The sequence below is a fragment of the Paraburkholderia sp. CNPSo 3274 genome, assembly GCF_024206475.1.
Taxonomy (GTDB): Bacteria; Pseudomonadota; Gammaproteobacteria; order Burkholderiales; family Burkholderiaceae; genus Paraburkholderia.
The window spans coordinates 1-24035 of the sequence record NZ_JAMBPR010000095.1 but is presented as its reverse complement, the minus strand read 5'-3'; the positions used below and the strand labels follow the sequence as shown (position 1 = coordinate 24035).

Here is a 24035-nt window from a genome sequence, read left to right as displayed (position 1 = left end):
GAGCACGAGCCAGCTCGTGAACGGTCTTGGCACGGCAGGCATCGCCTCGCTGACCAGCACGCAGGTGCAGTCGCTGAGCACGACGGCGCTGAACGCGCTGAGCACGGCCCAGCTCGCAACGCTGGCAATCGCCTCGCTGACGACGGGTCAGGTGGCCGGTCTGAGCACGGGCCAGCTGTCGAGCCTGATCTCGAGCCAGGTCCAGCAACTGGGTTCGGCTGACATCAAGGCGCTCAGCACGAACCAGGTCGTGAACGGTCTGGGTTCGGCGGCCATCGCGGCACTGACGTCCAGCCAGGTCGCGCAGCTCGGCACGGCTGACCTGAACGCGCTGACCACGGCTGAAGTGCAGGCACTGGGTTCGGCGGGCGTTGGCCAGCTGACGTCGTCGCAAGTGCAGTCGCTGACCTCGACGGCGCTGAACGCGCTGACGACGTCGCAGCTGGCGACGCTGTCGGTGAACCTGCTGACGAGCGCACAGGTCTCGGGTCTGAGCACGGGCCAGCTCGCGGCGCTGACTTCGACGCAGGTGCAGCAGCTGAACTCGGCTGACCTCAAGGCGCTGAACAGCTCGCAACTCGCGGCGGGTCTCGGCACGGCAGGCATCGCCTCGTTGAACAGCACGCAGGTGCAGGCGCTGAGCACGGCAACGCTGAACTCGCTGAGCACGGCACAGTTGGCAACGCTGGCAATCGCCTCGCTGACGACCAGTCAGGTGGCGGGTCTGAGCACCGCGCAGCTCTCGAGCCTCGGTTCGTCGCAGCTCCAGAACCTGACGACGGCCGAAGCGAAGTCGCTCAGCTCGAGTCAAGTCGGTTCGCTGTCGACCGCGGGTCTCGCAGGCCTCAGTAGCAGCGCTCTGCAGAGCTTGACGACGGGCCAGATCTCGGGCCTGACCAGCAGCCAGTTGGCAAACGGCTTGACCACCAGCCAACTCAGCTCGCTGAGCAGCACCCAGGTCAACGCGTTGACGTCGGCTCAGGTGGCTGGTCTCAGCAGCGATCAGCTCCAGGCCCTGCATCTTCACTAAGCGCTGAAGCTAGCGCACGGCTACGCTCTCGCGCGCGCCCGAAAGGGCCGCGTGGGGGACGTATCGGAGACACTACAGAACGCTTTATTCACGAGGCCAGGCCTACCACCCCAAGGTATGCTTGGCCTCTTTTATTGAGGGCTACTGCCATTTGAGGCGACTGTCCGACAACGTTTGCTCAACACCCTCTACTTATGATTTCCCAGACGAATCCGGTCGATGCCGGATACACAGGCAAGCTCGTGTCGGCCTGGCGCGCAGGCCTCAGCCTGAACGAGGTCGTGGATTACTGTTCGCAGCTTGGCGCGGCCGGCCAGCATGAACTCGCTGCTGTGCTTTACCAGACCTGGCTCGCCCGCAACAACACGCCGTTCAATCATTTCGTTTTGTTCAATCTCGGCGCGAGCTACAACGCGCTCGGGCTGACTGAAGAGGCGAAGAGCGCATTTCTGCGCGTCGTCGAACTTGCGCCTTCGTTTGCGCAAGCGCACGTCAATCTCGCCATCATCTACGAGCGGATCGACCAGATCGACTCGTCGATCGCCGAATGGACGTGGGTTGCGAATACCGTCTCGCCCACCGACGCCGAGAACGCGCCGTTGCGCATGCAGGCGTTCAACAATCTCGGCCGCATTCATGAGAACAAGCGCAATTACGCGGAGGCGATGAACTGGCTCATCAAGAGCCTGGAAATCGATCCGTCGCAGCCGGACGTGCTGCATCATCTCGTTTTTCTGCGCGCGCGGGCCTGCGAATGGCCGGTCTATGTGTCGCTGCCAGGCGTCGATCCCGCACTGATGCGCCGCTCGACCTCCGCCCTCGGCATGATTTCCCAATCGGACGATCTCGAGGAACAGCTCGCCGCCGCGCGCCAGTTCGTCGCCTCCAAGCTCGATTGCGACGTGCCCGCGTTGGCGCAGAAAAAGAACTACGGACACAAGAAGATCCGTATTGGTTACTTGTCGTCAGATTTGTGCCTGCATCCGATCGCCATGCTGGCGGCCGAACTGTTCGAACTGCATGACCGCAAGCGCTTCGAGGTGTACGGCTTTTGCTGGACGAAGGAGGACGGCTCGGCGCTGCGCCAGCGCGTGATTCGCGGAATGGATCATTTCGAGCGCATCGACGGCCTCACCGATCAGGCGGCAGCGGAACTGATCCGCAAGCACGAGATCGACATTCTCGTCGACCTGCACGGGCAGACACTCGGTGCGCGCCCGCAAATTCTCGCCGCGCGCCCGGCTCCGATCCAGGTGACGTATCTCGGACTCGTCGCCACGACAGGCTTTCCGTTCATCGACTATGTCGTCGCCGATCAGTTCGTCATCCCGAAGAAGTCTGCGAAGTACTACACCGAGGCGCCGCTTTACATGCCCGACGTGTATCAGGTGAGCGACCGTCAGCGCGTGATTGCCGCGGCTCCGTCACGCAAGGACAGCGGATTGCCTGAAGACGCCGTTGTGTTCTGCTCGTTCAATAACAATTTCAAATACACGCCGGAAGTCTTCGACGTCTGGATGCGTATTCTCTCGCGCACGCCAGGCAGCGTGCTCTGGCTGCTCGCCGACAACGTCTGGGCGCAAGCCAATCTGCGCAAGGAAGCGGAAAAGCGCGGCGTCGATCCGCAGCGCCTTGTGTTCGCGCCGCGTGTGACGCCGGAACACTATCTCGCCCGCTACCTTGTCGCCGACCTGTTCCTCGACACGTTCCCCTTCAACGCGGGCACGACGGCCAATGACGCGCTCTGGGCTGGCCTGCCGCTTCTGACCTGCTCGGGCCAGTCGTTCGCCTCGCGCATGGCCGGCGCGCTCTTGACCGCGGCCGGGCTGCCGGAGCTGATTACCCATAATTGGGAAAACTACGAGGAAAAGGCGGTCGCACTCGCGGACGACCCGGCGGAACTGCGCCGCCTGCGAGGCGAGCTTGCGCAGGTCAAGGAGAGTGGGGTGCTTTACGACACGCCCAAGTTCGTGCGCAATCTCGAGAAGCACTTCAAGCGCGTGGTGGGCGAACTCGCCGCGTAGGGCAACGGCATGAAAAAGAGACGCGGCGCGAATGAATCGGCGCCGCGTCGACTGCCTGGCTCGTACGCCGGACCGGCCCGGGCCTTGACCGGAAGAAAAAAGCCCGCGCGAGGCGGGCCGAGGCGATGGTGTCGCGAACTACCGTTAGATTGCGCTCACACCACGCTTGCTCTGAACACGTACTGAAGCGCTTTCGAGTCCTCGACCGCGACGTTCGCATCGGCACCCGCTGCAGTCGCCATCGCGCGAATAACAGGCAAAAAGGCTTCGCGTTGCGGTTCGTTGAATACACGGGCCTTGCCGGCGTCGACGACAAAGCCCGCATTGCGAAACATTTCCAGCATTGTGACGCGCGAAAACCACCGGATATGCGTGCGGTCGAACAAGCCGGAATCCTGATACCGGAAATCGCCAATGCTCAAACGCGCCTGCACACTCCAGTGCTGCGCGTTGGGAATGCACGCTACGACACAGCCGCCACGACCTATCGACTCGCGGAGTTTTTTCAACAGCGCCCAGGGATCGTAAAGGTGTTCGAGCACGTCTCCGAACACCCAACAGTCGGCTTCGAAGTCCGTGCGCAATTGCTCGATGGGTACACGTTCGATATCCACATCGGTCACACGGTCACAGTGCTCACGCGCCATCTCGGCATAGGCCGGAACGATTTCGATGCCGGTGTAGTGCACCGCCGGATTCGACTTCTTGTATTCGCGCGCGAGGGCCCCTGAACTGCAACCCACTTCCACCACGCGCCGGGCGCCTGATGGCATGAGTTTGAGCAAATCCGGGTTGTGATTCTGGTGAACGGGAGTTTGATCCACCGTACTACTCCTTATATTTGCTCAAATAGAGGTCGTAACTTTCGCGCCACGAGCGCGATCCAAACGATCCGACGCTTTCGTGAACCACGCTCAGCGGCCACGTCCCCATGCGCAGGCCCTTGAGTTCGGCCTGGCGGCAGAAGTCCATATCGTAAAAGTGGAACTTGAACTGCTCATCGAAACGCACGTCGCGGCTGTTGATCGTCTCGCTATCGGCAATCAGCAGGAGGCCGTCGAGGAGCTTGCATTCCTTTCCGGCAGGGCCGAAGGTCAATACGTTTTTGCTCGGGAATCCCTTGCCATGGGCGACGGTTCCGCTCACGTACTGGGGCTCCTCTCGACGCAGGTCTGGCGTGGGATAGCACCATGCCGGCTGGCGCGGCAAGCGGCGCACGTTGCCGGCGAGACCAACCACGTCAAAACGGGCGAGTGACTCACGGATACGCTCGTTCCAGAAGTTGTCGCTAAGCCAGACGTCATCGTGAACGAATACGAGAATGGCCGGATGCCGCGTCGCGTAATCGATTGCCTCGTTGTAGATACTGGAGAGTCCGCGCGTATTGTTGTCGAACAACTGCAGTTGTAAGCCGGGCAGGTTTTCGTAGAGATTCAGCGAGCGCCCGAGAGCCGTTTCGCTAAAGAATTGCTGGCGGTTGCAACGCGTACCGCAGACAAAGCGAATGGGCTTCATTCCTGCGGGAAGGCCGCCGGTGTCGATCACCATGATTTCTCGTCTCACCGGTTGCGGGTCGCACGCCGGGGCTGCGACCGGCAGCGCCGGCGTATCCTCGGTCCGCGCCAGCACCTCGAAATGCACGGGGTCGAGCCCCGCGCACCACCGCTGCCACATGATGCGCAGCGCGCGCGACGCTGCATCGGCGATCGTGCTCGCGTCGATGAGTGGCGACTGCATGCAGTGCTGACGAAGCTCGCGGCGTATCGTTGCGAGCGCGTCGAGGTCGTCGGCCAGCGCGGCGCACTTGCGCACGAAGTCGTCCTTGTCGCGCGCGACGAATGCCTCGTCGAGCCCGAGGTGCGACAGCCATCCCGTGCTGCCGCGGCTAGCCATCGAAACGCTGGGCAGGGACATGGTGGGCACGCCCATCCACAGGGCCTGCATCGTGGTGGTCGAACCGGCGAAGGGGAACGCGTCGAGGCACACGTCAATCAGATTGTGCTGCTGCAAGTAGGTCGTCACACCCTTGCGCTGCAGAAAGCCGATGCGCTGCGGGGAGACTCCTTCGTCCGCGAACATTTTCGCGAGCTTGCTCATTTGCTCCGGCGCCGTAATGGCGCCAATGAGCATGCGTGAATTCGGCACCTCGCGCAGCACGCGTGCCCAGAGCGCGACAACTTCCGGCCCGACCTTCACGAGCCGGCTGAAACTTCCGAACGTCAGGTAGCCGTTTTTCAGGGCCGGCAACGCGTTCACGTCCGGTGCCTGCGGGTGAGGCTTGAATGGCGCGAGCGCCGGGAGAAACACGAGCTTTTCGGAGAACTGATCGGCGAACTGTTCGAGCGGCGTGACGAAACGGTCCGACATGTAATAGTCGATGGCCGTCAGGCCGGTCGTGGCCGGATTGCCGATCCAGCTGACCTGGACCGGCGCCGGTTTGTGCGCGAAGGTCACGAGCCGGTTGCGGCCGGTATGGCCGGACAGGTCGATCAGAATGTCGATGCCGTCGTCGCGGATCTTCTGCGCGAATGCGGTGGCGTTCAGGCTGAAGACTTCGTGCCACTCGTGCGCGTGTGCCCGGATTTCCTTCGTGAAGCCGTCGCTGACCACATAGTTCGAGTAAATGTGCAGCGACAGGCTGGGGTCGCGCGCCAGATACTCCAGCACCGAGAGAAAGAAATAAGCGACTGGGTGATTGACCAGGTCTCCCGAAACGAAGCCGACTTTCAGGCGCCGTGACGGATTGCGATCGTTGGTATGCTTCGGCCAGCGCGCGCGCAGGGGGGCTTCCTGGTGCGCCGCGAACTCGCGGAATTCCGCGAATGCGCTTGCCGCATCGAGATCGATCTTGTGCATCAGGCAGAACAACAGGTTGCTGCGTGTTGCGGCCTGCGTGGGTGCCAGTTCAAGTGCACGGCGAAAGGTGGCTTCCGCTTCGTCATACAGCCCATGCAGCATCAGGGCGTTGCCAAGCGCGTCGACTTCGAGAGCGTCGTTCGGCGCCAGTTCCACTGCACGCCGGGCATGGACGAGACCCTCGGCGTGTTGGCCCAAAGCCTGCAAGGCACTGCCCAGCGTGCGATGCAGTGCTACGCATTCAGGATGCCTTTCGAGACCCTGACGGCAGCGTACTTCTGCTTTCCGGTACTGGCGGGTGACAAGCAGCCCGTCGGTCAGCATGGTCTGGGCGATGAGATCGTCGGGCAGCAAGTCGGCGGCACGCTCCGCGGCGCTCACGGACTCTGGATACTGGCCCGCGTTTCGCAGGGTGGTTGCGAGCGCAAGCCAACATTCGCCATGCGACGGATATTGCTTCGTGAGGCGTTCGGCAACCTTCAGCGCGGCATCGAGTTTTCCAGTGCCGGCGAGCTGCGTAAATTCGCGCAGCTCGCGCGGAGTTGCACGGCGCGTATCGCTTTCGATGGCCACCGCTTGCGGCGCCTCAGCCGCGTCTTGCACAGGCGTTTCGCTTTGCGTCGCGGCCGCGGGCAAGGGTGCCGGCGCGGCCCCGCTCGAGGCATTGGCGTTGCTGATGCGAGCGCTCAGCGTCTCAACGGCCTCAGCGGGAAGGCCGTATTCCCGATGCGCGATGCCGAGTGCGATCCGCGCCGCTTCCAGTTGATTGCTTTGGACAAGGGCGTTGATGTAGTAGACCCATATTTGCCCGTTTGCCGGCACCTGGCCGAGCGCGGCTTCGAAATGCGCCACGGCCTCGCCTGGCTGGTCCGTTTGCATGCGCAGCACGCCAAGGTGGTAATGGGCATCGACATGATCGCTTACCCGCTCGAGGACCGCGGCGTAGAGTGCGGCGGCAGGGCCGTATTCCTTCTTGCGATGATGTTCGATCGCGGTTTCCATGGCGAATTCGATGTCGCCTCCTGGCTGCGATTCGGGCGCCAGCGTGTTGGTTTCGGTCGGAGTCGGGAAAGCAGTCATGACAAAGGCGAGCTTGCGCCGCAGAAAGCGATGGTAAGGAAATTATGGCGGCCGATGCCTTTCGGTAATGCGCCGAGTTGGCGTCAAAACGGCTGCCAATTCAACCGCGAGAGTGCATTGGCCGCAGCGCAATAAAAGGGCGGGCAAAGAAAAAGCCCGCACAAGGCGGGCCGAGGTACGCAAATGCGCCGCTAAGGACGCAATCGTTGGTTATTGTTTGTGAGCCCGCAGCGAAGCCTGGGTTTCAGAACTGCGCGACGCGCTGATACTGGTTCACGTTGCGCGTAGCCTGCATGGCCGAGCGGAATTCAGCGCTCAGTGCGCTCTGCGCCGACTGTGCCACCGCGGCGATACGCGTGTCGATCGCGTGAACCTGTTTGAGCACGTCGAGCGCGGCGCCCGTTTGCTTCGCGGAGAGCGACATGAGAAGCGGCGAGCGCTCGTTCGCGAACTCGGCCGCCTTTTCCCATTCGCCGACGGCTGCCGCCTGCTCGATGTCTTTCGTGATCTGCCAGATGCGATCGATGGGCGCTGCGAATTCCATGTCGTCTCTCCTGCGCGATGCGCTTAGCTCTTGTTGGTGGCCAGCGCGCCTGCGCTGTTCGTGCCGCCGAAGAGCTGCGTGAGGTACTGCTGGTTGCTGTTCATCGTCGCCATCAGCGTGTTGAGCGCGGTGAACTGCGCGGTGTACATGCTGGTGAGCTGCGACTGGTATTCGGCGAGGTTCGACTGCTGTGTCGAAAGGTTCGTCAGGTCAGTCTGGATCGAATTGGTACGCGTCGTGATGACGCCCGCGCTCGACGAATAGCTCGTGATGTTGTTGTTCAACTGCGCGGCCACGCCGTTGGTCGAATTGAACAGCGCGGCTACGGTCGACTGATTATTCTGCAGTGCGGTGTTCAGCGTGTCATTGTCGACCGAGAGCGAGCCGTCCGAATTCAGCGTAACGCCGATCGAAGCAAGGCTGGTCGTGGTGCTGCCGCTCTTCACGCCCGTTGCCACGATCGTCGCGAGCTGATTCTGAATCATGTTCAGCGTCGAGTCGCCGAGCAGCACGCCTTGCGACGTCGAGGTCGAGCTGAACGACGTGAGCGTGGCCATCGTCGTCACGAGCGTGTTGTACAGCGTGACGAAATTGTTGATCGCGCTGGATTCGGCGCTCGTGTTCTGCGCCACCGTGAGCGTTTGTGCGCCGCTGCCGGTGCTCGACGTATCGACGGCCGCCGCGGTGAGGTTCAGCGTGACGCCAGACAGCGCGGAGGTCACGGTGTTCGTCGTGCTGGTCGAGCCGGTGCCGTCGATCGTGAAATAGGCGTCCTGTGCGGCCGTGGACTGCGTCCAGTTGGTCGTGTTGGAGATCGTCGACTGGTTGGCGGTGAGGTTGGCGGACGTCGCGCTTGCGCTCGTGATCGCCGTACCTGCCGTGGTCGTCACGGCGAGGTTGTTCAACGCGTCGCTGGAATTCGAGTCGCTGATCGCGATGCTGATGCCGTTCGATGCGCCGGTCGAGGTGGAGTGCAACACGAGGTGCGCGCCGTCGGCGCCGTTGACGACGGTTGCCGTCACGCCCGGATTATTCGTGGCCGAATTAATCGCAGATGCAATGCCTGCGACGGTGCTGTTGGAGTTGTTGAGCGAAATCGTGGTACTGGCGCCGTTGACGGTCAGCGTCATCGTGGCCGAACCCCCTGATCCGACGAGCGCCGTTGTTGCGCCGTAGCCCGTCGAGGTGAGCACCTGAGCTTGTGCCACCTGCTTGACGTCGAGCGAATACGTCCCTGCTGCCGCGCCGCTGCCTGCGGTGGCCGTAATGCCGGTGCCGCTGGTCGTCGTGCTGAATGCATTGAGGGTCGTGCCGTCCGTGAGCGGCGAGAGGCCTGCCTGGAGTGCGGAAAGCGCGGCGGAAAGCGCGCCGTACGCGGAGATTTCAGTGTTGTCCTGCGTCTGCTCGGCGCTGATCGTCGCGGCCTGGCCGGCAATCTTGGCATTGACGAGCGCGGTGACGAGCGAATTCACGTCCATCGACGAGTTTCCGGTCGAGCCGCTGACGATCGACTGGGCGGCTTGCTGCAAAGCGGCATTGCTCGCTGCGGTCGTAGCGGCGACGCTACTTGCGATCGTGCTGGTTGTCGAACTGGATACGGTGGACATGAAGGGGCTCCGTGCATCGGCGTTGCAGTGCGAATCGGTTCAAGTCTGGAAAACGCCAATCGGGAGGCGATCCTCCCGATTGGCTTGCGTTGCGTTCACGGGTATGGCGGCCGGGCACGCAACGCTTGGGCTAGAGAAGCTCGTGTTACTGGAGGAGCTTCAGGATCTGCTGCGGCTGCGAGTTCGCTTGTGCGAGCACCGAGATACCAGCCTGCTGCAGCACTTGCGCCTTGCTCAGGTTCGCCGTTTCTGCTGCGAAGTTGGCGTCCTGGATCGACGACTGAGCGGTCGACAGATCGGTCGACTGGGCTTGCTGCGTCGTGCCGATTGCCGTGAAGCGGTTCTGTGCTGCGCCGAGCGTGGCCTGCAGGTTGTTGAGGGTGTTCAGTGCGTTGTCGATCGACTCCATGGCCATGCTTGCGCCGCTTGCCGTGCTGATGTTGACGTTTGCAACATCCGTCGGCACGTTGTAGGAGTTGATCTGCGATGTCACTGCGGCTTCGGCCGTCGAGTTGCCCGCGCCGGAGGTTGCTGCCACATCCAGACCCTCGAGGTTCGTGTCGGTGAGCGACAGTGCCGTGCCCGAGCCGAGGATAACGCCGTTGCCGTTGGCGTCTGCGGTAACCGTAGCGCCGGTTGCCGAGAACAGAGCGTTGACGGCCGTCGAATTCAGCGCTTGGTTGTTCTGGTCCGTGAACGTGAAGCCGCCGCTGCCGTCGGAAACCACGTTGATGGAGGTGATGGCTGCGCCGGCAACGGAACCGCCGTTTGCGTTGACATCCGCCGTGCCGTCCGAGTTCAGGCTCAGGCCGCTGTACGAGCCGAGCGTCTGGCCAGCTTGCGGCACGCCGCTGCCGATCGAAGCTGCCGACATGTTTTGGTTCAGGCTCAGGCTGATCGTCTGGCCGACGTTCGCGCCAACCTGGAACGACACGTTACCGAGCGTGCCGTTCAGCACGTTCATGCCGTTGTACGTCGTTTGCGAAGCGATACGGTTGATTTCCGAAACTTGCTGGTTGACTTCCTGCTGCAGCGCTGCGCGGTCGTCCGAGGTCATCGAGCCGTTGGCCGCTTGCGTGGCCAGCTGGCGGATACGCTGCAGGCTGCTCGTCAGCGACGACAGACCGCTCGATGCCGTTTGGACCAGCGAAACGCCATCATTCGAGTTCGACACACCCTGATTCAGACCGTTGATCTGGGTCTGCATGATGTTCGAGATCGCGAGGCCTGCTGCATCGTCAGCTGCGCTGTTGATGCGCTTACCCGACGACAGGCGCGTGATCGCTTGCGACAGCGCGCTGCCCGAGCCCGTCAGATTCTGTTGCGCGACGAGCGAGTTGATGTTGCTGTTGATTCCGAGCATGGAAATTCTCCTAAGCGGGCTGGAAGCCCGTTACAAGCCACTATGGCCGTGGCGGAAGCAATCTTTCATTGCCGGCCGCCTCAGTGAAGGTTGTCGGCGTGGGTAAAAAAAACTTGAGGGGAAGCACCGACAATCGAGACCTCATTTGCGCGGTGCATAAAAAGTCCAGTCGCGTCGCGCTCTGTGCTTCCCGCTTCCCTCACGCACTTCTGCGTCTTGCAGTTTGCAAGCGTGTTTACGGCAGGTATCGCGCGTGGTTTAGGGCGGCGCCGGCGGCGGCACTTCCGTGACCGCGCGCCCGTGCCGGCTGCAGCGCGCCGCGAGGCGGCGTATCCTCAGCGGGTTCCCGTTCGCCCTTTTTCTGGAGGCCCCATGGAACTACGCAGGATCGGCACTTCCTCATTGCAGGTCGCCCCGCTCATGTTCGGCGGCAACGTCTTCGGCTGGACCGCAGATGAAGCCACTTCGTTCTCGATTCTCGACGCCTTCACCGACGCCGGCCTCAACTTCGTCGACACTGCCGACGTCTACTCAGCCTGGGTGCCCGGCAACCAGGGCGGCGAGTCGGAGACGATCATCGGCAAGTGGATCGCCAAGAGTGGCAAACGCGACAAGGTGGTGATCGCAACGAAGGTCGCGAAAGATGCGCGCCGCCCGGGTCTTTCCGCCGCCAACATCGCGGCTGCCGTGGAGGATTCGCTGCGACGTCTGCAGACCGATTACGTCGACGTGTACTTCTCGCACGAGGACGACCAGAAAGTCCCGCTCGAGGAAACGCTCGGCGCGTACCAGCGACTGATCGAGGCCGGCAAGGTGCGTGTGATCGGCGCGTCGAACTACACGGGCGCGCGCGTCGAGGAGGCGCTCGCGGTTTCGAAGAAGTCTGGCCTGCCCGCGTACCAGATCATCCAGCCCGAATACAACCTGTACGACCGCGCCCACTACGAGGCCGATCTCGAACCCGTGGCCATGGCGCAGAAGCTCGCGGTCGTGCCCTATTACAGCCTTGCGAGCGGCTTTCTTTCGGGCAAGTACCGCTCGCGCGAAGATCTCGCGAAGAGCACGCGCGGCTCGCGCGTCGAGAAGTACCTCGATCACCGCGGCATCCGGATCCTTGCGGCGCTCGACTACGTGGCCGAGCGTCACGGCAGCACGCTTGCGGCCGTTGCGCTGGCGTGGCTGATCGCGCGCCCGAGCATTACCGCGCCGATCGCGAGCGCGACCTCGCTGGATCAACTGGAGAGCCTTGCGGCGGCGGTACGGTTGAAGCTCGATCCGGCCGACATCCAGGCGCTCAACGACGCGAGCGCCTGACGGGAAAGGGATTAATCCAGGTGTCCTAATTGACAGGGCGGGCGCGGCGGCCTTGGCGAGCCGCGCAAGTCCCTGAGTAGAATCAAGAAACCCTGGTCAGGCAGATCCTTTCCTGATATGATTGAGAGTGAATTGAGATCTTTGCCTGTTTTGTTGCCGTGTTCGTTACTGTTGGCGGCCGCAAACCGGCGGTCAGGTGTGTTGCAGCAAGGTCGACCTGATCGCGTTCCGCTGTGAACCCCCTACTTCTCTTTTCCGGCCTCCGTGGCCGCCTTGCCTCTCGTTTAGCCCCAATGTGGCGAACGACCGGAGGGCCGGCGCGTGAGCGGCTTCGACGCTCGCGCCTTTGAACCGTATTAAGCGATTTGAGTTAGGAAATACATGACGACGATTCTTCTGAAGGAAAACGAGCCGTTCGAAGTGGCGATTCGCCGCTTCCGCCGCGCAATCGAAAAGAACGGCCTGATCGCCGAGCTGCGTGAGCGTCAAGCTTACGAAAAGCCGACGGCGGTTCGCAAGCGCAAGAAGGCAGCTGCTGTGAAGCGCCTGCACAAGCGCCTGCGCAGCCAGATGCTGCCGAAGAAGCTCCACTAAGCTTTTTCGCTTTTCGGTGTTCCGCCAGACGGCGGCGCATGCTTCGCAAGAAGCAGCGCCGCCGTTTGCGTTTGGGCGTAGAACCTGCGTACCGAAGCGCGGCGCGCGTTGTGCGCGCCTGCCGATATCAGGCGGCGTCCTTCAGTTGCTCGGGCGACAAGCCGAACTGCGCGGCAATCGAGCAAAGGCGCTCGCGCCATTCCCACACGCCAAACACGTCGTGCACGTTCTGCAGGCAACTCAGCAGATTGATCGTAGCGGGGTCGTAAATATTGATGTGGGCGCGTAGCAGCGCCTTTTTCAGCGCGGCAACGCCCACGTCCATATAGAGCGGCACGTCGTTGGTCTCACGGCCGATGTAGCGCACGGGTATGCCTTCCATGGCGCTCATATAGTCGCGTGGCCGGATGAAGCTGCCCACCGGGCAACCGCCGTAGCTGTGTGCGCTGCCGTAGCCGCCGCCACAGCCACCGCCCCGATAGGCGCCGCCGCCGCGTGGAAGAAGTGCCGCGCGCCCCTGGCCAAAGAGATGGGCCACCGCACGGTCGAAGATCTCCTGATGACTCAGGAAGTGGACGTTTTTCATTTCAACCCCCTGTTGCCCAGGTGCCGGGCACAGGTTAATTCCCTTCTAATGCGGCGCCGCCGGCCTTCCAGCCGGCATCGCTACCGGTTCCCCTGACACGCCTGCATTCACTTCCCGTTATAACGGCACGCCTGTGGAAAACCGTTGGTTGGCGCACCTTAGCGATCAAAAATTGGCTTGGCCGGCGCGGGGCGCAATCGCTCTGGCGCGTCACAAGGCCATGCCGGACAAGGGGTTTGCAAGGCGCGTCCGCCCCGCTCGCGACTTTCCCGGGTCGCGTGCATTTCGCCGCGCTCAGGCGCGGCGCTTTTTCTTGCCAAGCGCTGCACAAGCCTCGCGGCGCATGCAGTCGCGCTCATGGTCGTTGACCATGCCGACTGCCTGCATGAACGCGTAACAGATCGTCGTACCAACGAATTTGCAGCCGTATTTTTTGAGGGCCTTGCTAAGGGCGTCCGAGATCTCGGTAGAGGCCGGTGCGTCGCGATACGAGGCGAGGTCGTTCTGGATGGGCGTGTCGTCCACGAACGACCAAACGAATTTTGCGAGCGAGCCGTGTTCCGCCTGGATTTGCTGCACGGCGCGGGCGTTGGCGATGGCGGCCTCGATCTTGGCCCGGTTGCGCACGATCGAGGCGTCCTGCATGAGCGTTTCGACGTGCCTGGGCGTAAAGCGCGCAACCTTCGCGATGTCGAAGCCGGCGAAGGCGCGGCGATAGCCTTCGCGCTTGTTGAGTATCGTGGACCACGAGAGTCCTGCCTGCGCGCCTTCGAGCACGATCATTTCGAATAGATGCTGGTCGTCCCGCGACGGCACGCCCCACTCCTCGTCGTGGTACTGCACATACTGCGGCGACGCGCCGGCCGATACCCAGTTGCAGCGGTGTGTCACGGTAAGTTCTCCTTGCGAGACATCGTTCAGGCCACGCAAGCATAGCGGATCGGTGCCCCGCCGCCGCCCTGGCCGGATGGCCGATTGTGCGAACCTAGGGAAGCCGTTAGTCTCTGCGGCACGACAAAAATTTTGCTTTCGAACCGGACTCACAGGCGCGCGAGGCGCGGCGGACATCATGCAGAAATACACCTGGTTGATTGGCGCGGACGGCGGCGGCACGGGCACGCGCATCGCGCTTGGCGACACGAATGGCGTCGAACTCGCGCGAGCGGCTGCGGGGCCGTCGGGGCTCGGACTCGGTATCGAACGGGCCTGGCAATCGATCGAGGAAGGCTGCCGCGCTGCGTTTGCACAGGCGGGCCTTGCGTTCGACTGGTCGCAATGCGTGCTTGGCTGCGGGCTCGCGGGCGTGAACAACCCCGACTGGCTGGCGCCGTTTCTCACTGCCGCGCCGCCGGTGGCCGGACTCGCGGTGGAAAGCGACGCCTACACGACGCTGCTGGGCGCGCACGGCGGCGCGCCGGGCGTGGTGGTCGCCCTTGGCACGGGCAGCATCGCAGCGGTGCTCGGTGAGGACGGTCAGTGCCGCATTGCGGGCGGTTTCGGCTTTCCCTCGGGTGACGAAGCGAGTGGCGCCTGGTTCGGCCTGCGCGCGATCGTCTGGGCGCAGCAGGCGCTCGATGCGCGCGTGCCCATGGACGACTTCGCACGGGCACTGCTCGCACATGCGCGGGCCACTGATCGCGACAGTCTCATCGTATGGCAGTGCGCGGCCAATCAGACGGCTTATGCCAGCCTCGCCCCGGTCGTCCTCGCGCATCGCGAACATCCGTTCGTCGCGAGGCTGCTCGCCGAAGCCGGCGTGGAAATCGCGAAACTCATCACCGCGCTCGATCCTTCGGGCAAGCTACCGGCGGCGCTCTCGGGCGGCCTTGCGCAGCCGCTGCGCGAGTGGGTCCCGCAAGCGGTGCGCGATCGCCTGCGCGCGCCGCTCGCCGATTCCACGACCGGCGCGCTTCGGCTCGCGCAGATGGAAGCCCAGCGGCTGGCGCACGCCGCCGCGGACAACTGAGTGGCGGGCGACAGGGGGCGCGAACGTAGGTCAAGGGCATAGTCGTGCTGCAGATGCTACGATTCAACGTTTCCCGCTAGCTGTCTGATCACCATGTACAAGGTCATTGCAACCGATCTCGACGGAACGCTGCTCAATAGCGACCATCAGGTCGATCCGTTTACGGTTGCCACGCTGGGCGCACTCGATGCACAAGGGCTGCCGTTCGTGATCGCGACCGGCCGCCACTATTGCGACGTGGCCGGCATTCGCGATGTGCTCGGCATCCGGCCATATCTCATTACCGCGAACGGGGCGCGCGTGCACGCGCCCGACGACACGCTGATCCACGCGAGCAATCTGAGCGCGCCCATGGTCGAGCGTCTCGTTGCTGCCGAGACCGTGGGCGAGCACGGCCGCGTGATCGTGAGCATCTACACCGACGACGCCTGGCTCATCGACCGCGACGCGCCCGAACTGCTCGCCTATCACCAGGACTCGGGCTTCGAGTACCGCGTGGCGGATCTGCGCGACTACGCAGGCGCAGGCATTGCCAAGGCGCTCTATATTGGCGATCCGGCAGATCTCGCACACGTGGCGCAGAATCTCGCGCGCGAGTTTGGCGACGCGCTCTATGTCACGTACTCCCTGCCAGAGTGTCTCGAAGTGATGGTGGCCGGCGTTTCGAAGGGCCGCGCGCTGCGCGTCGTGCTCGACCGGCTTGGCGTGGACGCCGCGGGTTGCGTCGCGTTCGGCGACAACATGAACGATATCGATTTGCTCGAAACGGCGGGTCATCCGTTCATGATGAACAACGCCAATCCCGATCTCATCAAGCGGCTGCCGTCGGTGCCGCGCATCGGCAATAATTTCGAGGCCGGTGTCGCGCATCATCTACGCAAGCTGTTCGCGCTCAACGGCGAACTCGCGTCGTAGCTCACGCGGGCGCGGTCGCTAGCGCCGTCACCGCTGTCGCGATTCCATTCGGCCGGTTACTGCGCGGCGGGCAGTTGCGCGCACGGGCAATCGTCCGCGCGCCCGTCGAGCCCTTCGCGCTCATGCGAGAAATGCGCGAGAGCGGCGGCGCCGCTCCAGTCGATGCGCACCACATAGATGCTGTCGAAGTCCGCGCTCTCCCAGCGCGGCACATCGTTCGCGCTGCCGCCGTGCGCGGCGACGACGCGGCGCACGAGCGTCTCGATCTCCCGGTGTTCCCACGCAACGAGCACGGTGCGGCCGCGCCACCGCGGATCGATGAGCGCGCTTTGCAGCGCGTCGATCTTCGAATAGCCATACGGCGTCTGGATCGGCATGCCGAACTGGATCGCGGTCGGCTCGATCGTCGCGAGCGGGCGCACGTAATAGTAGGAACGGCCGTTGTCTTCCTTTTGCTCGCCGGGGTCGGGCGCATAGATGGCATCAGGCTTGCCGTACTTGGCCGCGATCACGGCCGGCAGCGCAAGCGCGCGGTTCAGCCCCTTGCAGTTGAGCTGGCCGAATCCCTCTGGCGGCTTTTCGCCATGCCTCACGAAGATGAGTGTTTCGACGTTGCGCGCGGCTGGCGCGCCGTTCGCGTTCGCCTGCGTTGCCTCGCCGGAGCTGGCGGGCCCACTGGCTTGCGGCAGCGGCGCGCAGGCGCATAGCAGTGCGCTCAGCCCTGCGGCGAGCGTCGGGGCGAGCCGGATTGGGCGGAGGCGTAAGCGCTTCATGCTGGGCGTGATGCTCCAGGTGGCAAGTCAGTGGGAAAGTCGCCCGATTCTAGCAGCGCGGCCACCATCGGGCGGCTGAGCCGCGCAGACGTGTCAGAACGCGTCAGGCCGTCTCGCGCGCGGCGACAGCCGCTACCGGTACCGCTTCGCGCCGCCCCGCCACCGCCGGGTAGACGATGCCTGCGATCACTGCGCCGGCAAAGCCGATACCGAGGCCGTGAACCGGGCCGGCGAAGTTGGCCGCGAGCACGGCGCTGCCGCAGCCGCCCAGAACGAGCCAGAAAGTGCCGATCAGTTCAGCAATGAGCCGCCTGGATAAGTGCATTGCGTGACACCTCGAAAAGTCGATTCTTGAAGGGGCCGCGTAATGCACCGGCACCGGGAAATGCCAGATTCCAGGCAGTCGCACTTTTCGGTGCTGTCAAGGATTGTCAATTTCGACGTAATTGATCGAATTATTGCGATCGATGTGTACGCAATTGCACCGGAGCCAGCCGATCGTTAAATTGAAGAATAGCGTGAAAAAAGCAGTATTAATAGCGATTGCGAATTCCGTTATTTACGTCTAATCTCCGATCGAGCCGGTTTCAAGAGCAATGAAGGGGGAATAGAAATGTCGCAATATACAGAAATCAAGGCGCAGATCGCAAAACTCCAGGCTCAGGCCGAAGAGGCGCGGCGCACGGAGATCGCGGACGTCATCGCCACGATCAGGGAAAAGATCGCCGAGTACGGTCTTTCCGCCCAGGACCTGGGATTCGCCGAGGCCGCGCGCCGCGGGCGTCCGCCGAAAAAGGCGCCGCTGCCCGCGCGCTATCAGGACCCCAAGTCCGGTGCGACCTGGAGCGGGCGCGGCAAGCCGCCCAAGTGGATCGCGGGCAAGAACCGCGAACGCTACCTGATCGCCTGACCCCCGGGGAACAGCCCGGCCGCCATACCGCTGCAACCGCAAATGCAATAAAAGAGCCGCATGTTTCATGCGGCTCTTTTTGTGCGTCTTCTGTAATGAACGCGTAATGGCGCTATTCGACGACTCGCAAACGATTCACGTCGTGTATTCGTCTGGATTTATCGCGAAACCTGGAATGCTTCGCACTCAGCCGGCGGCGACACGACGCAGTACCGGACGCTGTGCGGCTTCGATCAGCGCCGTATAAGTGTCGACATAATTACCGGCCATGATGTGCGACGTGAATCGGTGTTCGAACTGGTTGCGAATCGCCACGCGCGAAAGTGAATCGATATTCTGAAGCGCGGCCACGGCGCCTTGCACGTCCTCGACGACATAGCCCGTGACGCCCGGGTCGATCACTTCCGGCACCGAGCCGCGATTGAAGGCGACCACCGGCGTGCCGCATGCCATCGCCTCGATCATCACGAGGCCGAACGGCTCGGACCAGTCGATTGGGAACAGCAGCGCCTTCGCCCCCGAAAGGAACTCGGGCTTCTGCTCTTCGTTGATTTCGCCGATGAACTCCACGTGGGCCTGCGAAAGCAGCGGCTCGATCTCGGTCTTGAAGTAGTCCTGGTCGACCTTGTCGACCTTGGCGGCGATCTTCAGCGGCAGGCCGGAGAGCGCGGCGATCTTGATCGCCGTGTCCACGCGCTTTTCCGGGCAGATCCGGCCGAGGAACGCGAGGTACTCGGGCTTGCGATCGGCCTTCGGCGTGAGCAGGTTCTTTGGCAGTCCGTGATAGATCGTGTTCTGCCATGCGGCCTGCGGCAACGGCTGGCGCTGCGAGTCCGAAATCGAGATCACCGGTGCGTTCGGGAAGTGCTCGAATACCGGTTGCAGCTCCGGCAGGTCGAGGCGGCCGTGGAGCGTCGTGACGAACGGCGTGTCCATGGTCGTGAAAAGCGGGAACGGCAGATAGTCGAGGTGGAAGTGCAGCACGTCGAATTCGTGTGCGACGCGGCGCACGCGCTCGAGCAGCACCATGTGCGGCGCCAGCGCGTCGCGGATCGTCGGGTCGAGGCGCAGTGCGCGCGGCCAGGCGGCTTCGAGGTTTGCCGAGGTGACCGAATCGCCGCTGGCGAACAGCGTCACGTCGTGGCCGAGGTCGACCAGCGCTTCGGTCAGGTAGGACACGACGCGCTCGGTGCCGCCATAAAGCTTGGGCGGAACGGCTTCATAAAGTGGCGCAATTTGTGCGATTCGCATTGTTCGATCTCCTGGCAAAAAGCCGCGTGTGCAACGAACTCCGTGATGTGGCACTGCGGCGGTACAACGGTATCGGGTTATCCCTGAGACCGATTATGGCCATTTCGCGGCCCAATACACGTGGTTTTGCAAACACTTAATGTTGTTACAGCGGGATACAGCCGGTTAAGTGGGCCATTGCAAAGCGTGACGTGGCTTGGGCGCGCACTCCGCAAGCCGCGTGCCCGGGCGCCCGCACAAGGGTCGAAAGACGTTGGCGCAAGGGCTGCGCGTTGGTCGCGCGCGAGGCGAGTAGCACGCGCGCGTGACGCATCCGTGAAAAAACCTATAATCAGCGAACAATTTCGCGGCTTATGCGCATGACATGACGCGCGCCGCCTCCCACCGCTGCTCCCGCGTCTTTGTCAGAAAAATTCCTACACGTTAGCGAAAGTATTTCTCGCAACGCGTCGCGGCATCCGTCCGATTTTCATTTGTTCCCGCCCCAGCCACAATGCACCCACGACCATAAACAGGCCGTTCGGATGCATTTGGGTTGCATCTGGGCGAGCAAACGTTTTCCGCGGGCGGTCCGACCAGCCACCGCGATTTGATTCGGGGAATCCATGAGCGCGACGACGCACAGCGACATGCTCAATGAGATCAAGGAAGTGAACCTGTCGTACCTGTTGCTCGCGCAACGTCTTTTGCGCGAGGACAAGCCGACAGGCATGTTCCGCATGGGCATCTCCGAGCAGTCTGCGGAGGTGCTCGCTAATCTCTCTTTCGCGCAGACCGTACGCCTTGCCGCGTCGAACCAGCTGCTTTGCCGCTTCCGGTTCGACGACCACGCCATTCTGAGCGCGCTTGCCGACAAGGGCAAAACCGCGCTGACCCACTCGGCGATCATCATGGCGGGCCAGGACGTCGAGCAGATCGGCTGAACCGCTTCGCCCCGCGCCGCAGCGCGCGGCCGCGCATTGCACCCTTGCTGCCCGCGAACGGCGGCAGGGGCCAGGCGCATTCCTTTGCGGCTTCCAACGGGTGTCTATGGCGACAAAGAGTGTGGTGCAGGAGGTAAAGGAAATCGCGCTCGCGATCGAGCTGATCGAGTTGGGCGCGCGTTTGCAACTGCTCGAAGCGGAGACCTCGCTCTCGCGCGACCGGCTCATCCGGCTTTACAAGGAAGTGAAGGGCGAGTCGCCGCCCAAGGGCATGCTGCCGTTTTCGACCGACTGGTTCATGACCTGGCAGCCCAACGTCCATTCCTCGCTGTTCTACAACACGTTCGTGTTCATGAGCCGCCACGCCCGCTGCGAGCCGATTCACGCGATCGTGAAGAGCTATCGGCTCTACCTCGAGCACCTGCGGCTCCACGACGAAACGCCCACGCTGAGCCTCACCCGCGCCTGGACGCTCGTGCGCTATTTCACATCGGGCCTCTTGCAGATGACGCCGTGCAGCCGTTGCGGCGGCCGCTACGTGGCTCACGCGCACGATCCGCAACGCGGCTTTGTCTGCGGGCTGTGCCAGCCGCCCTCGCGGGCGGGGCGCACACGGCGCAGCGCGCTGGCGTCGCAGATCGCCGCTTGAGACAGATCGACGCGGCTTGACGCTGTTTGATGCCGCTTGACGCTGCACGTGCAGGCCGAGACTCCGGATAAACCCGGCCGGTCTCGGCGCGCAGGGCGCGCGGCCCCGCCGGACGGCGCTTGCCGCAGCGAGGCCGCATCGTCACACGCAGTCACAGGCACGAACTGCAACCCCTTCCAGCGCGGCTTTGCGAACCGGCCCCAGATTCATCCGTCATGCCGATGCAAAGCAGGCGGCAGACGCCCGGCCGGCTTACGATCCGCGCCCATTCAAACCCAAAGTTTTTCGCGCCGTTGCCGTAAACCCAGCTAAGGGCGCGGGCCGACGGCGGTTCGCGGCGCATTTCTAGTGAGGACCCGGCAGTGCTGATTATCGTTGGAACCCTCTTGACGATCCTTTGCGTCTTCGGTGGCTACGCACTCGAGGGCGGCCATCTCGGCGCGCTCATGCAGCCGATGGAACTGCTCATGATCGGTGGTGCTGGCGTCGGCGCGTTCATCCTCGGCAACGGCATCAAGACCATCAAGGCCACCTTGCGCGTGCTTCCCACGCTGTTCAAGGGCGCCAAATACAACAAGGACGTGTACATGGAGCTGCTCGCGCTGCTCTATGTCCTGCTCGCGAAGGCGCGAAAGGAAGGCACGCTCACGCTCGAAGCGGATATCGACGATCCGCAGAAGAGCCCGATCTTCACGCAGTATCCGAAGATCCTGGCCGACCATCACATCGTCGAATTCCTCACCGACTACCTGCGTCTCATGGTGGGCGGCAACATGAACGCCTTCGAGATCGAAAGCCTCATGGACGAGGAAATCGAAACGCACCACGCCGAAGGCGAGGCGCCCGCTCACGCGCTCGCGAAAGTGGGCGACGCGATGCCGGCGTTCGGTATCGTCGCGGCGGTGATGGGCGTGGTTCACACCATGGCGTCCGCCGACAAGCCGCCCGCGGTCCTCGGCGAGATGATCGCCCAGGCGCTGGTCGGCACCTTCCTCGGCATTCTGCTTTCGTACGGCCTGATCGGCCCGCTCTCGAGCCTCGCGGAACAGCGCGTGACCGAGTCGACCAAGATGTTCCAGTGCATCAAGGTGACGATCCTCGCGAGTCTGAACGGCTACGCGCCGGCCATTGCCGTGGAGTTCGGCCGCAAGGTGCTGTTCTCGACCGAGCGCCCGTCGTTCACGGAACTCGAAGAGCACGTGCGCCGCGTGAAGGCGAAGTAAGGGACGGCCCATGAGCAACAACAAGGACCGCGCAATCGTCGTCAAGCGCGCCGCGCCGAAGAAGGCCGGCCATCATGGCGGCGCGTGGAAGCTCGCCTACGCGGACTTCATGACCGCGATGATGGCGTTCTTCCTGCTGATGTGGCTGCTGTCGTCGGCGTCGACGGTGCAGCTGCGCGGCATTGCCGACTACTTCAACCAGCCGCTGAAGATCACGCTCTGGGGCGGAGACCGCAGCGCCGAAGACTCGAGCATCCTGAAGGGCGGCGGCCGTGACATCTCGTCGCAGGACCAGGGCATCACGCGCCGCAGCGACGGCGCGAACGAGCACTCGGAGCGCAACCAGGCGAAGCACAACGACGACGACGCGACGAAGCAGCTCGAAGGTTCGCTCGAACGCAAGGAGCAGGTGCGCCTGCACGACCTGCAGGTGAAGCTGATGGCCGCGATCGAGGCGAACCCGGTGCTGCGCCAGTTCAAGCAGCAGATCCGCATCGACTCCACGCTGCAGGGCCTGCGCATCGAGATCGTCGACTCGCAGAAGCGCCCGATGTTCGCAACGGCGCGCGACGTGGTCGAGCCGTACATGCGCGACATCCTGCAGGCGATCGGCAAGACGCTCAACGACGTGCCCAACCGCATCGTCGTGCAAGGCCACACCGATGCCGTGCCCTACGCCGGCGGCGAGAAGGGCTATAGCAACTGGGAGCTTTCCGCAGACCGCGCGAATGCTTCGCGCCGCGAGTTGATCGCGGGCGGCATGGACGAATCGAAGGTGTTGCGCGTGCTCGGTCTCGCTTCCACGCAGAACCTGAACAAGGCCGATCCGCTCGACCCGGAGAACCGCCGCATCAGCATCATCGTATTGAACAAGAAGTCCGAAGACGCGCTCATGCACGACGACTCGACCACCACCACGCTCTCCGACGACGCAGCGGGTTCGGGCAAGAGCCTGCCCGCGCTTACGCCGGACGCCGTGCCGGGCAAGGCGGCGCCGGCCCCGGTGGCGATCGCGCCGAAGGTCGCAACAACGGTAGCGCCGGCGCTGCCGGCGGTCGCCCCAGCCGTCGCGCCGGCAGCGCAATGACAACGAGGAACGGATGATCAGGAACATTCTGGCGATCGACGATTCGGTGTCCATGCGGGAGATCCTGCGTGCGGCGCTCGGCTCGGCAGGCTACGAAGTGACGGTGGCGGGCGACGGCGAAGAAGGGCTCGAGCATGCGCTCGCCCAGCGCTTCGATCTCGTGCTCACCGACCTTTACATGCCGCGCATGGGCGGGCTCGACCTGATCAAGCAGTTGAGGGCGAACCCTTCGTACTTCGAAACGCCCATCCTCGTGCTGACCACGGAATCGGACGAAGGCTTCAAGGCAGCCGTACGCGACGCAGGCGCGACCGGCTGGATCGAAAAACCGGTGGACCCCGAGCTGCTCGTCGACCTGGCGAGCGCGCTTGGCGAGGCCCACCCTTGAGGTGTCGTGCGGCGACCGACCAGGCACCCCCCAGGCAATTAACGCGGTGAAAGAGCAATGACTCTCGACATCACTCAGTTCTATCAGACATTTTTCGACGAGGCGGACGAGCTGCTCGCGCAGATGGAGCAGCTTCTCCTGAACCTGAACGTCGGTCGCCCGGATCCCGAGGATCTGGCGGCGATCTTCCGCGCGGCGCACTCGATCAAGGGTGGCGCGGCGACGTTCGGCTTCACGGCCTTGACCGAGACGACCCATATTCTCGAATCGCTGCTCGACCGCGCTCGCAACAACGAGCTGGTGCTGCGCAAGGACATGATCGACACGTTCCTCGAAACGAAGGACGTGCTTTCCGACCAGCTCGGGGCCTACCGCGCGAGCGCCGAGCCCGACGCCCAAGCGGCTGCCGCAGTGCGCACGAAGCTCGAGCGCCTCTACGCGGAAAGCCGCGGCGTACCCGCGTCCGCGCCTGAACCCGCGCCGGCACCGGCCCCCGCGCCCGCGCCGGCCCCACAGGCGAGCGCTGGCGATTCGGAAGAAGATCTCGAAGCCGCTTTCGAAATGCACAGCACGCTGGCGGCTGCAGGCTCGGGTGCGCCCGAGCACGTCGTGAGCGAGGCGATCGATGCGGCAGCCTCGGCGCCCGCTGCCGGCAGTGAAGCGGGCGCGGAAGGTCCGCACCTGCGCGTCACGCTGCGCGCCGTCGACGCGAAGGACCAGGAGCTGCTCGTCGAAGAGCTCGGCAACCTCGGCCGCGTTCTCGGCCAGGTGAAGACCGGCGACGACCTTACGCTGTGGCTCGAAACCGATGTGACCTCCGACGACATCATCGCGGTGTGCTGCTTCGTGATCGACGAGAAACAGATTTCGATCGGCCGAGGCGCCGCGCCGCAAGGCGACGCGCAACCGGCTGAGGCAGCACCCGCCGCAGCGCCTGCGGCTGCACCGGCAC

Annotated in this window: 21 protein-coding genes and 2 pseudogenes; 13 read left to right on the top strand and 10 right to left on the bottom strand. The window is 63.4% G+C overall.

The genetic code is table 11. The annotated features are described in order from the left end of the window. Both M3I54_RS38540 and M3I54_RS38535 read left to right on the top strand, forming a co-directional pair. Positions 1–1030, top strand: a pseudogene (locus tag M3I54_RS38540) (heme utilization protein); the annotation flags it as partial. A gap of 194 nt (positions 1031–1224) precedes the next feature. Continuing rightward, the gene (locus tag M3I54_RS38535) at positions 1225–3054 is read left to right on the top strand and encodes a tetratricopeptide repeat protein (protein ID WP_254345184.1); all 1830 of its coding nucleotides are present in this window, start codon (positions 1225–1227) and stop codon (positions 3052–3054) included. Between the two features lie 155 nt (positions 3055–3209). On the opposite strand, the gene M3I54_RS38530 is transcribed toward M3I54_RS38535, so the two are convergent. The 5 genes from M3I54_RS38530 to M3I54_RS38510 form a co-directional block, all read right to left on the bottom strand. Further along, complete coding sequence (locus M3I54_RS38530; protein ID WP_254345182.1) at positions 3210–3878, bottom strand: class I SAM-dependent methyltransferase; 669 nt, start codon at positions 3876–3878, stop codon at positions 3210–3212. A 4-nt stretch (positions 3879–3882) separates the two neighbouring features. Then, positions 3883–6990, bottom strand: a complete 3108-nt coding sequence (locus tag M3I54_RS38525; RefSeq protein ID WP_254345180.1) for a tetratricopeptide repeat protein — start codon at positions 6988–6990, stop codon at positions 3883–3885. Positions 6991–7234: 244 nt separating this feature from the next. Continuing rightward, positions 7235–7534, bottom strand: coding sequence for a flagellar protein FliT (gene fliT / locus M3I54_RS38520; protein ID WP_254345177.1), 300 nt, complete (start codon positions 7532–7534; stop codon positions 7235–7237). Between the two features lie 23 nt (positions 7535–7557). Then, positions 7558–9141: a flagellar filament capping protein FliD gene (fliD, locus tag M3I54_RS38515; protein ID WP_254345170.1), complete on the bottom strand. Its 1584-nt coding sequence runs from the start codon at positions 9139–9141 to the stop codon at positions 7558–7560. A 145-nt stretch (positions 9142–9286) separates the two neighbouring features. Then, positions 9287–10504 carry a flagellin gene (locus M3I54_RS38510; protein WP_254345167.1) on the bottom strand — a complete coding sequence of 406 codons (1218 nt, stop codon included), beginning with the start codon at positions 10502–10504 and terminating at the stop codon, positions 9287–9289. Between the two features lie 372 nt (positions 10505–10876). Between M3I54_RS38510 and M3I54_RS38505 the strand changes: the two genes are divergently transcribed. Both M3I54_RS38505 and rpsU read left to right on the top strand, forming a co-directional pair. Beyond that, positions 10877–11818 carry an aldo/keto reductase gene (locus M3I54_RS38505; RefSeq protein WP_254345165.1) on the top strand — a complete coding sequence of 314 codons (942 nt, stop codon included), beginning with the start codon at positions 10877–10879 and terminating at the stop codon, positions 11816–11818. 381 nt (positions 11819–12199) lie between these two features. Further along, positions 12200–12412: a 30S ribosomal protein S21 gene (rpsU, locus tag M3I54_RS38500; protein WP_004198205.1), complete on the top strand. Its 213-nt coding sequence runs from the start codon at positions 12200–12202 to the stop codon at positions 12410–12412. 127 nt (positions 12413–12539) lie between these two features. On the opposite strand, the gene M3I54_RS38495 is transcribed toward rpsU, so the two are convergent. Both M3I54_RS38495 and M3I54_RS38490 read right to left on the bottom strand, forming a co-directional pair. Continuing rightward, entirely contained in the window at positions 12540–12998 is a 459-nt protein-coding gene (locus M3I54_RS38495; protein WP_254345163.1) for a hypothetical protein, read from the bottom strand. Between the two features lie 294 nt (positions 12999–13292). After that, positions 13293–13889: a DNA-3-methyladenine glycosylase I gene (locus M3I54_RS38490; RefSeq protein WP_254345161.1), complete on the bottom strand. Its 597-nt coding sequence runs from the start codon at positions 13887–13889 to the stop codon at positions 13293–13295. Between the two features lie 178 nt (positions 13890–14067). Between M3I54_RS38490 and M3I54_RS38485 the strand changes: the two genes are divergently transcribed. Both M3I54_RS38485 and M3I54_RS38480 read left to right on the top strand, forming a co-directional pair. Further along, positions 14068–14964, top strand: a complete 897-nt coding sequence (locus tag M3I54_RS38485; RefSeq protein WP_254345159.1) for a BadF/BadG/BcrA/BcrD ATPase family protein — start codon at positions 14068–14070, stop codon at positions 14962–14964. A 93-nt stretch (positions 14965–15057) separates the two neighbouring features. Further along, positions 15058–15879 (top strand): Cof-type HAD-IIB family hydrolase, encoded by an 822-nt coding sequence (locus tag M3I54_RS38480; RefSeq protein WP_254345157.1) that lies wholly within the window; start codon positions 15058–15060, stop codon positions 15877–15879. Positions 15880–15935: 56 nt separating this feature from the next. Here the strand turns inward: M3I54_RS38480 and M3I54_RS38475 are convergent, their stop codons facing one another. Continuing rightward, positions 15936–16652: a histidine phosphatase family protein gene (locus M3I54_RS38475; RefSeq protein ID WP_254345155.1), complete on the bottom strand. Its 717-nt coding sequence runs from the start codon at positions 16650–16652 to the stop codon at positions 15936–15938. Between the two features lie 181 nt (positions 16653–16833). Continuing rightward, positions 16834–16977 (bottom strand): annotated as a pseudogene (locus M3I54_RS38470) (aquaporin); the annotation flags it as partial. A gap of 288 nt (positions 16978–17265) precedes the next feature. On the opposite strand from M3I54_RS38470, the gene M3I54_RS38465 reads away from it, so the two are divergent. Then, positions 17266–17562, top strand: a complete 297-nt coding sequence (locus M3I54_RS38465) for an H-NS family nucleoid-associated regulatory protein (protein WP_028203342.1) — start codon at positions 17266–17268, stop codon at positions 17560–17562. Positions 17563–17748: 186 nt separating this feature from the next. On the opposite strand, the gene M3I54_RS38460 is transcribed toward M3I54_RS38465, so the two are convergent. Further along, the gene (locus M3I54_RS38460) at positions 17749–18813 is read right to left on the bottom strand and encodes a glycosyltransferase family 4 protein (RefSeq protein WP_254345153.1); all 1065 of its coding nucleotides are present in this window, start codon (positions 18811–18813) and stop codon (positions 17749–17751) included. A gap of 605 nt (positions 18814–19418) precedes the next feature. On the opposite strand from M3I54_RS38460, the gene flhD reads away from it, so the two are divergent. The 6 genes from flhD to M3I54_RS38430 form a co-directional block, all read left to right on the top strand. Continuing rightward, positions 19419–19736, top strand: a complete 318-nt coding sequence (gene flhD, locus M3I54_RS38455; protein WP_028203344.1) for a flagellar transcriptional regulator FlhD — start codon at positions 19419–19421, stop codon at positions 19734–19736. Positions 19737–19842: 106 nt separating this feature from the next. Further along, positions 19843–20385, top strand: a complete 543-nt coding sequence (gene flhC / locus M3I54_RS38450) for a flagellar transcriptional regulator FlhC (RefSeq protein WP_254345151.1) — start codon at positions 19843–19845, stop codon at positions 20383–20385. 362 nt (positions 20386–20747) lie between these two features. Beyond that, on the top strand, positions 20748–21608 hold the full coding sequence (motA, locus tag M3I54_RS38445) for a flagellar motor stator protein MotA (protein ID WP_028203346.1): 861 nt from the start codon (positions 20748–20750) through the stop codon (positions 21606–21608). A 10-nt stretch (positions 21609–21618) separates the two neighbouring features. Beyond that, positions 21619–22695, top strand: a complete 1077-nt coding sequence (motB, locus tag M3I54_RS38440; protein ID WP_254345149.1) for a flagellar motor protein MotB — start codon at positions 21619–21621, stop codon at positions 22693–22695. Positions 22696–22708: 13 nt separating this feature from the next. Further along, entirely contained in the window at positions 22709–23083 is a 375-nt protein-coding gene (locus M3I54_RS38435) for a response regulator (protein ID WP_028203347.1), read from the top strand. Positions 23084–23140: 57 nt separating this feature from the next. Further along, the coding region (locus M3I54_RS38430) for an Hpt domain-containing protein (protein ID WP_254345148.1) at positions 23141–24035 on the top strand (895 nt) is incomplete at its 3' end.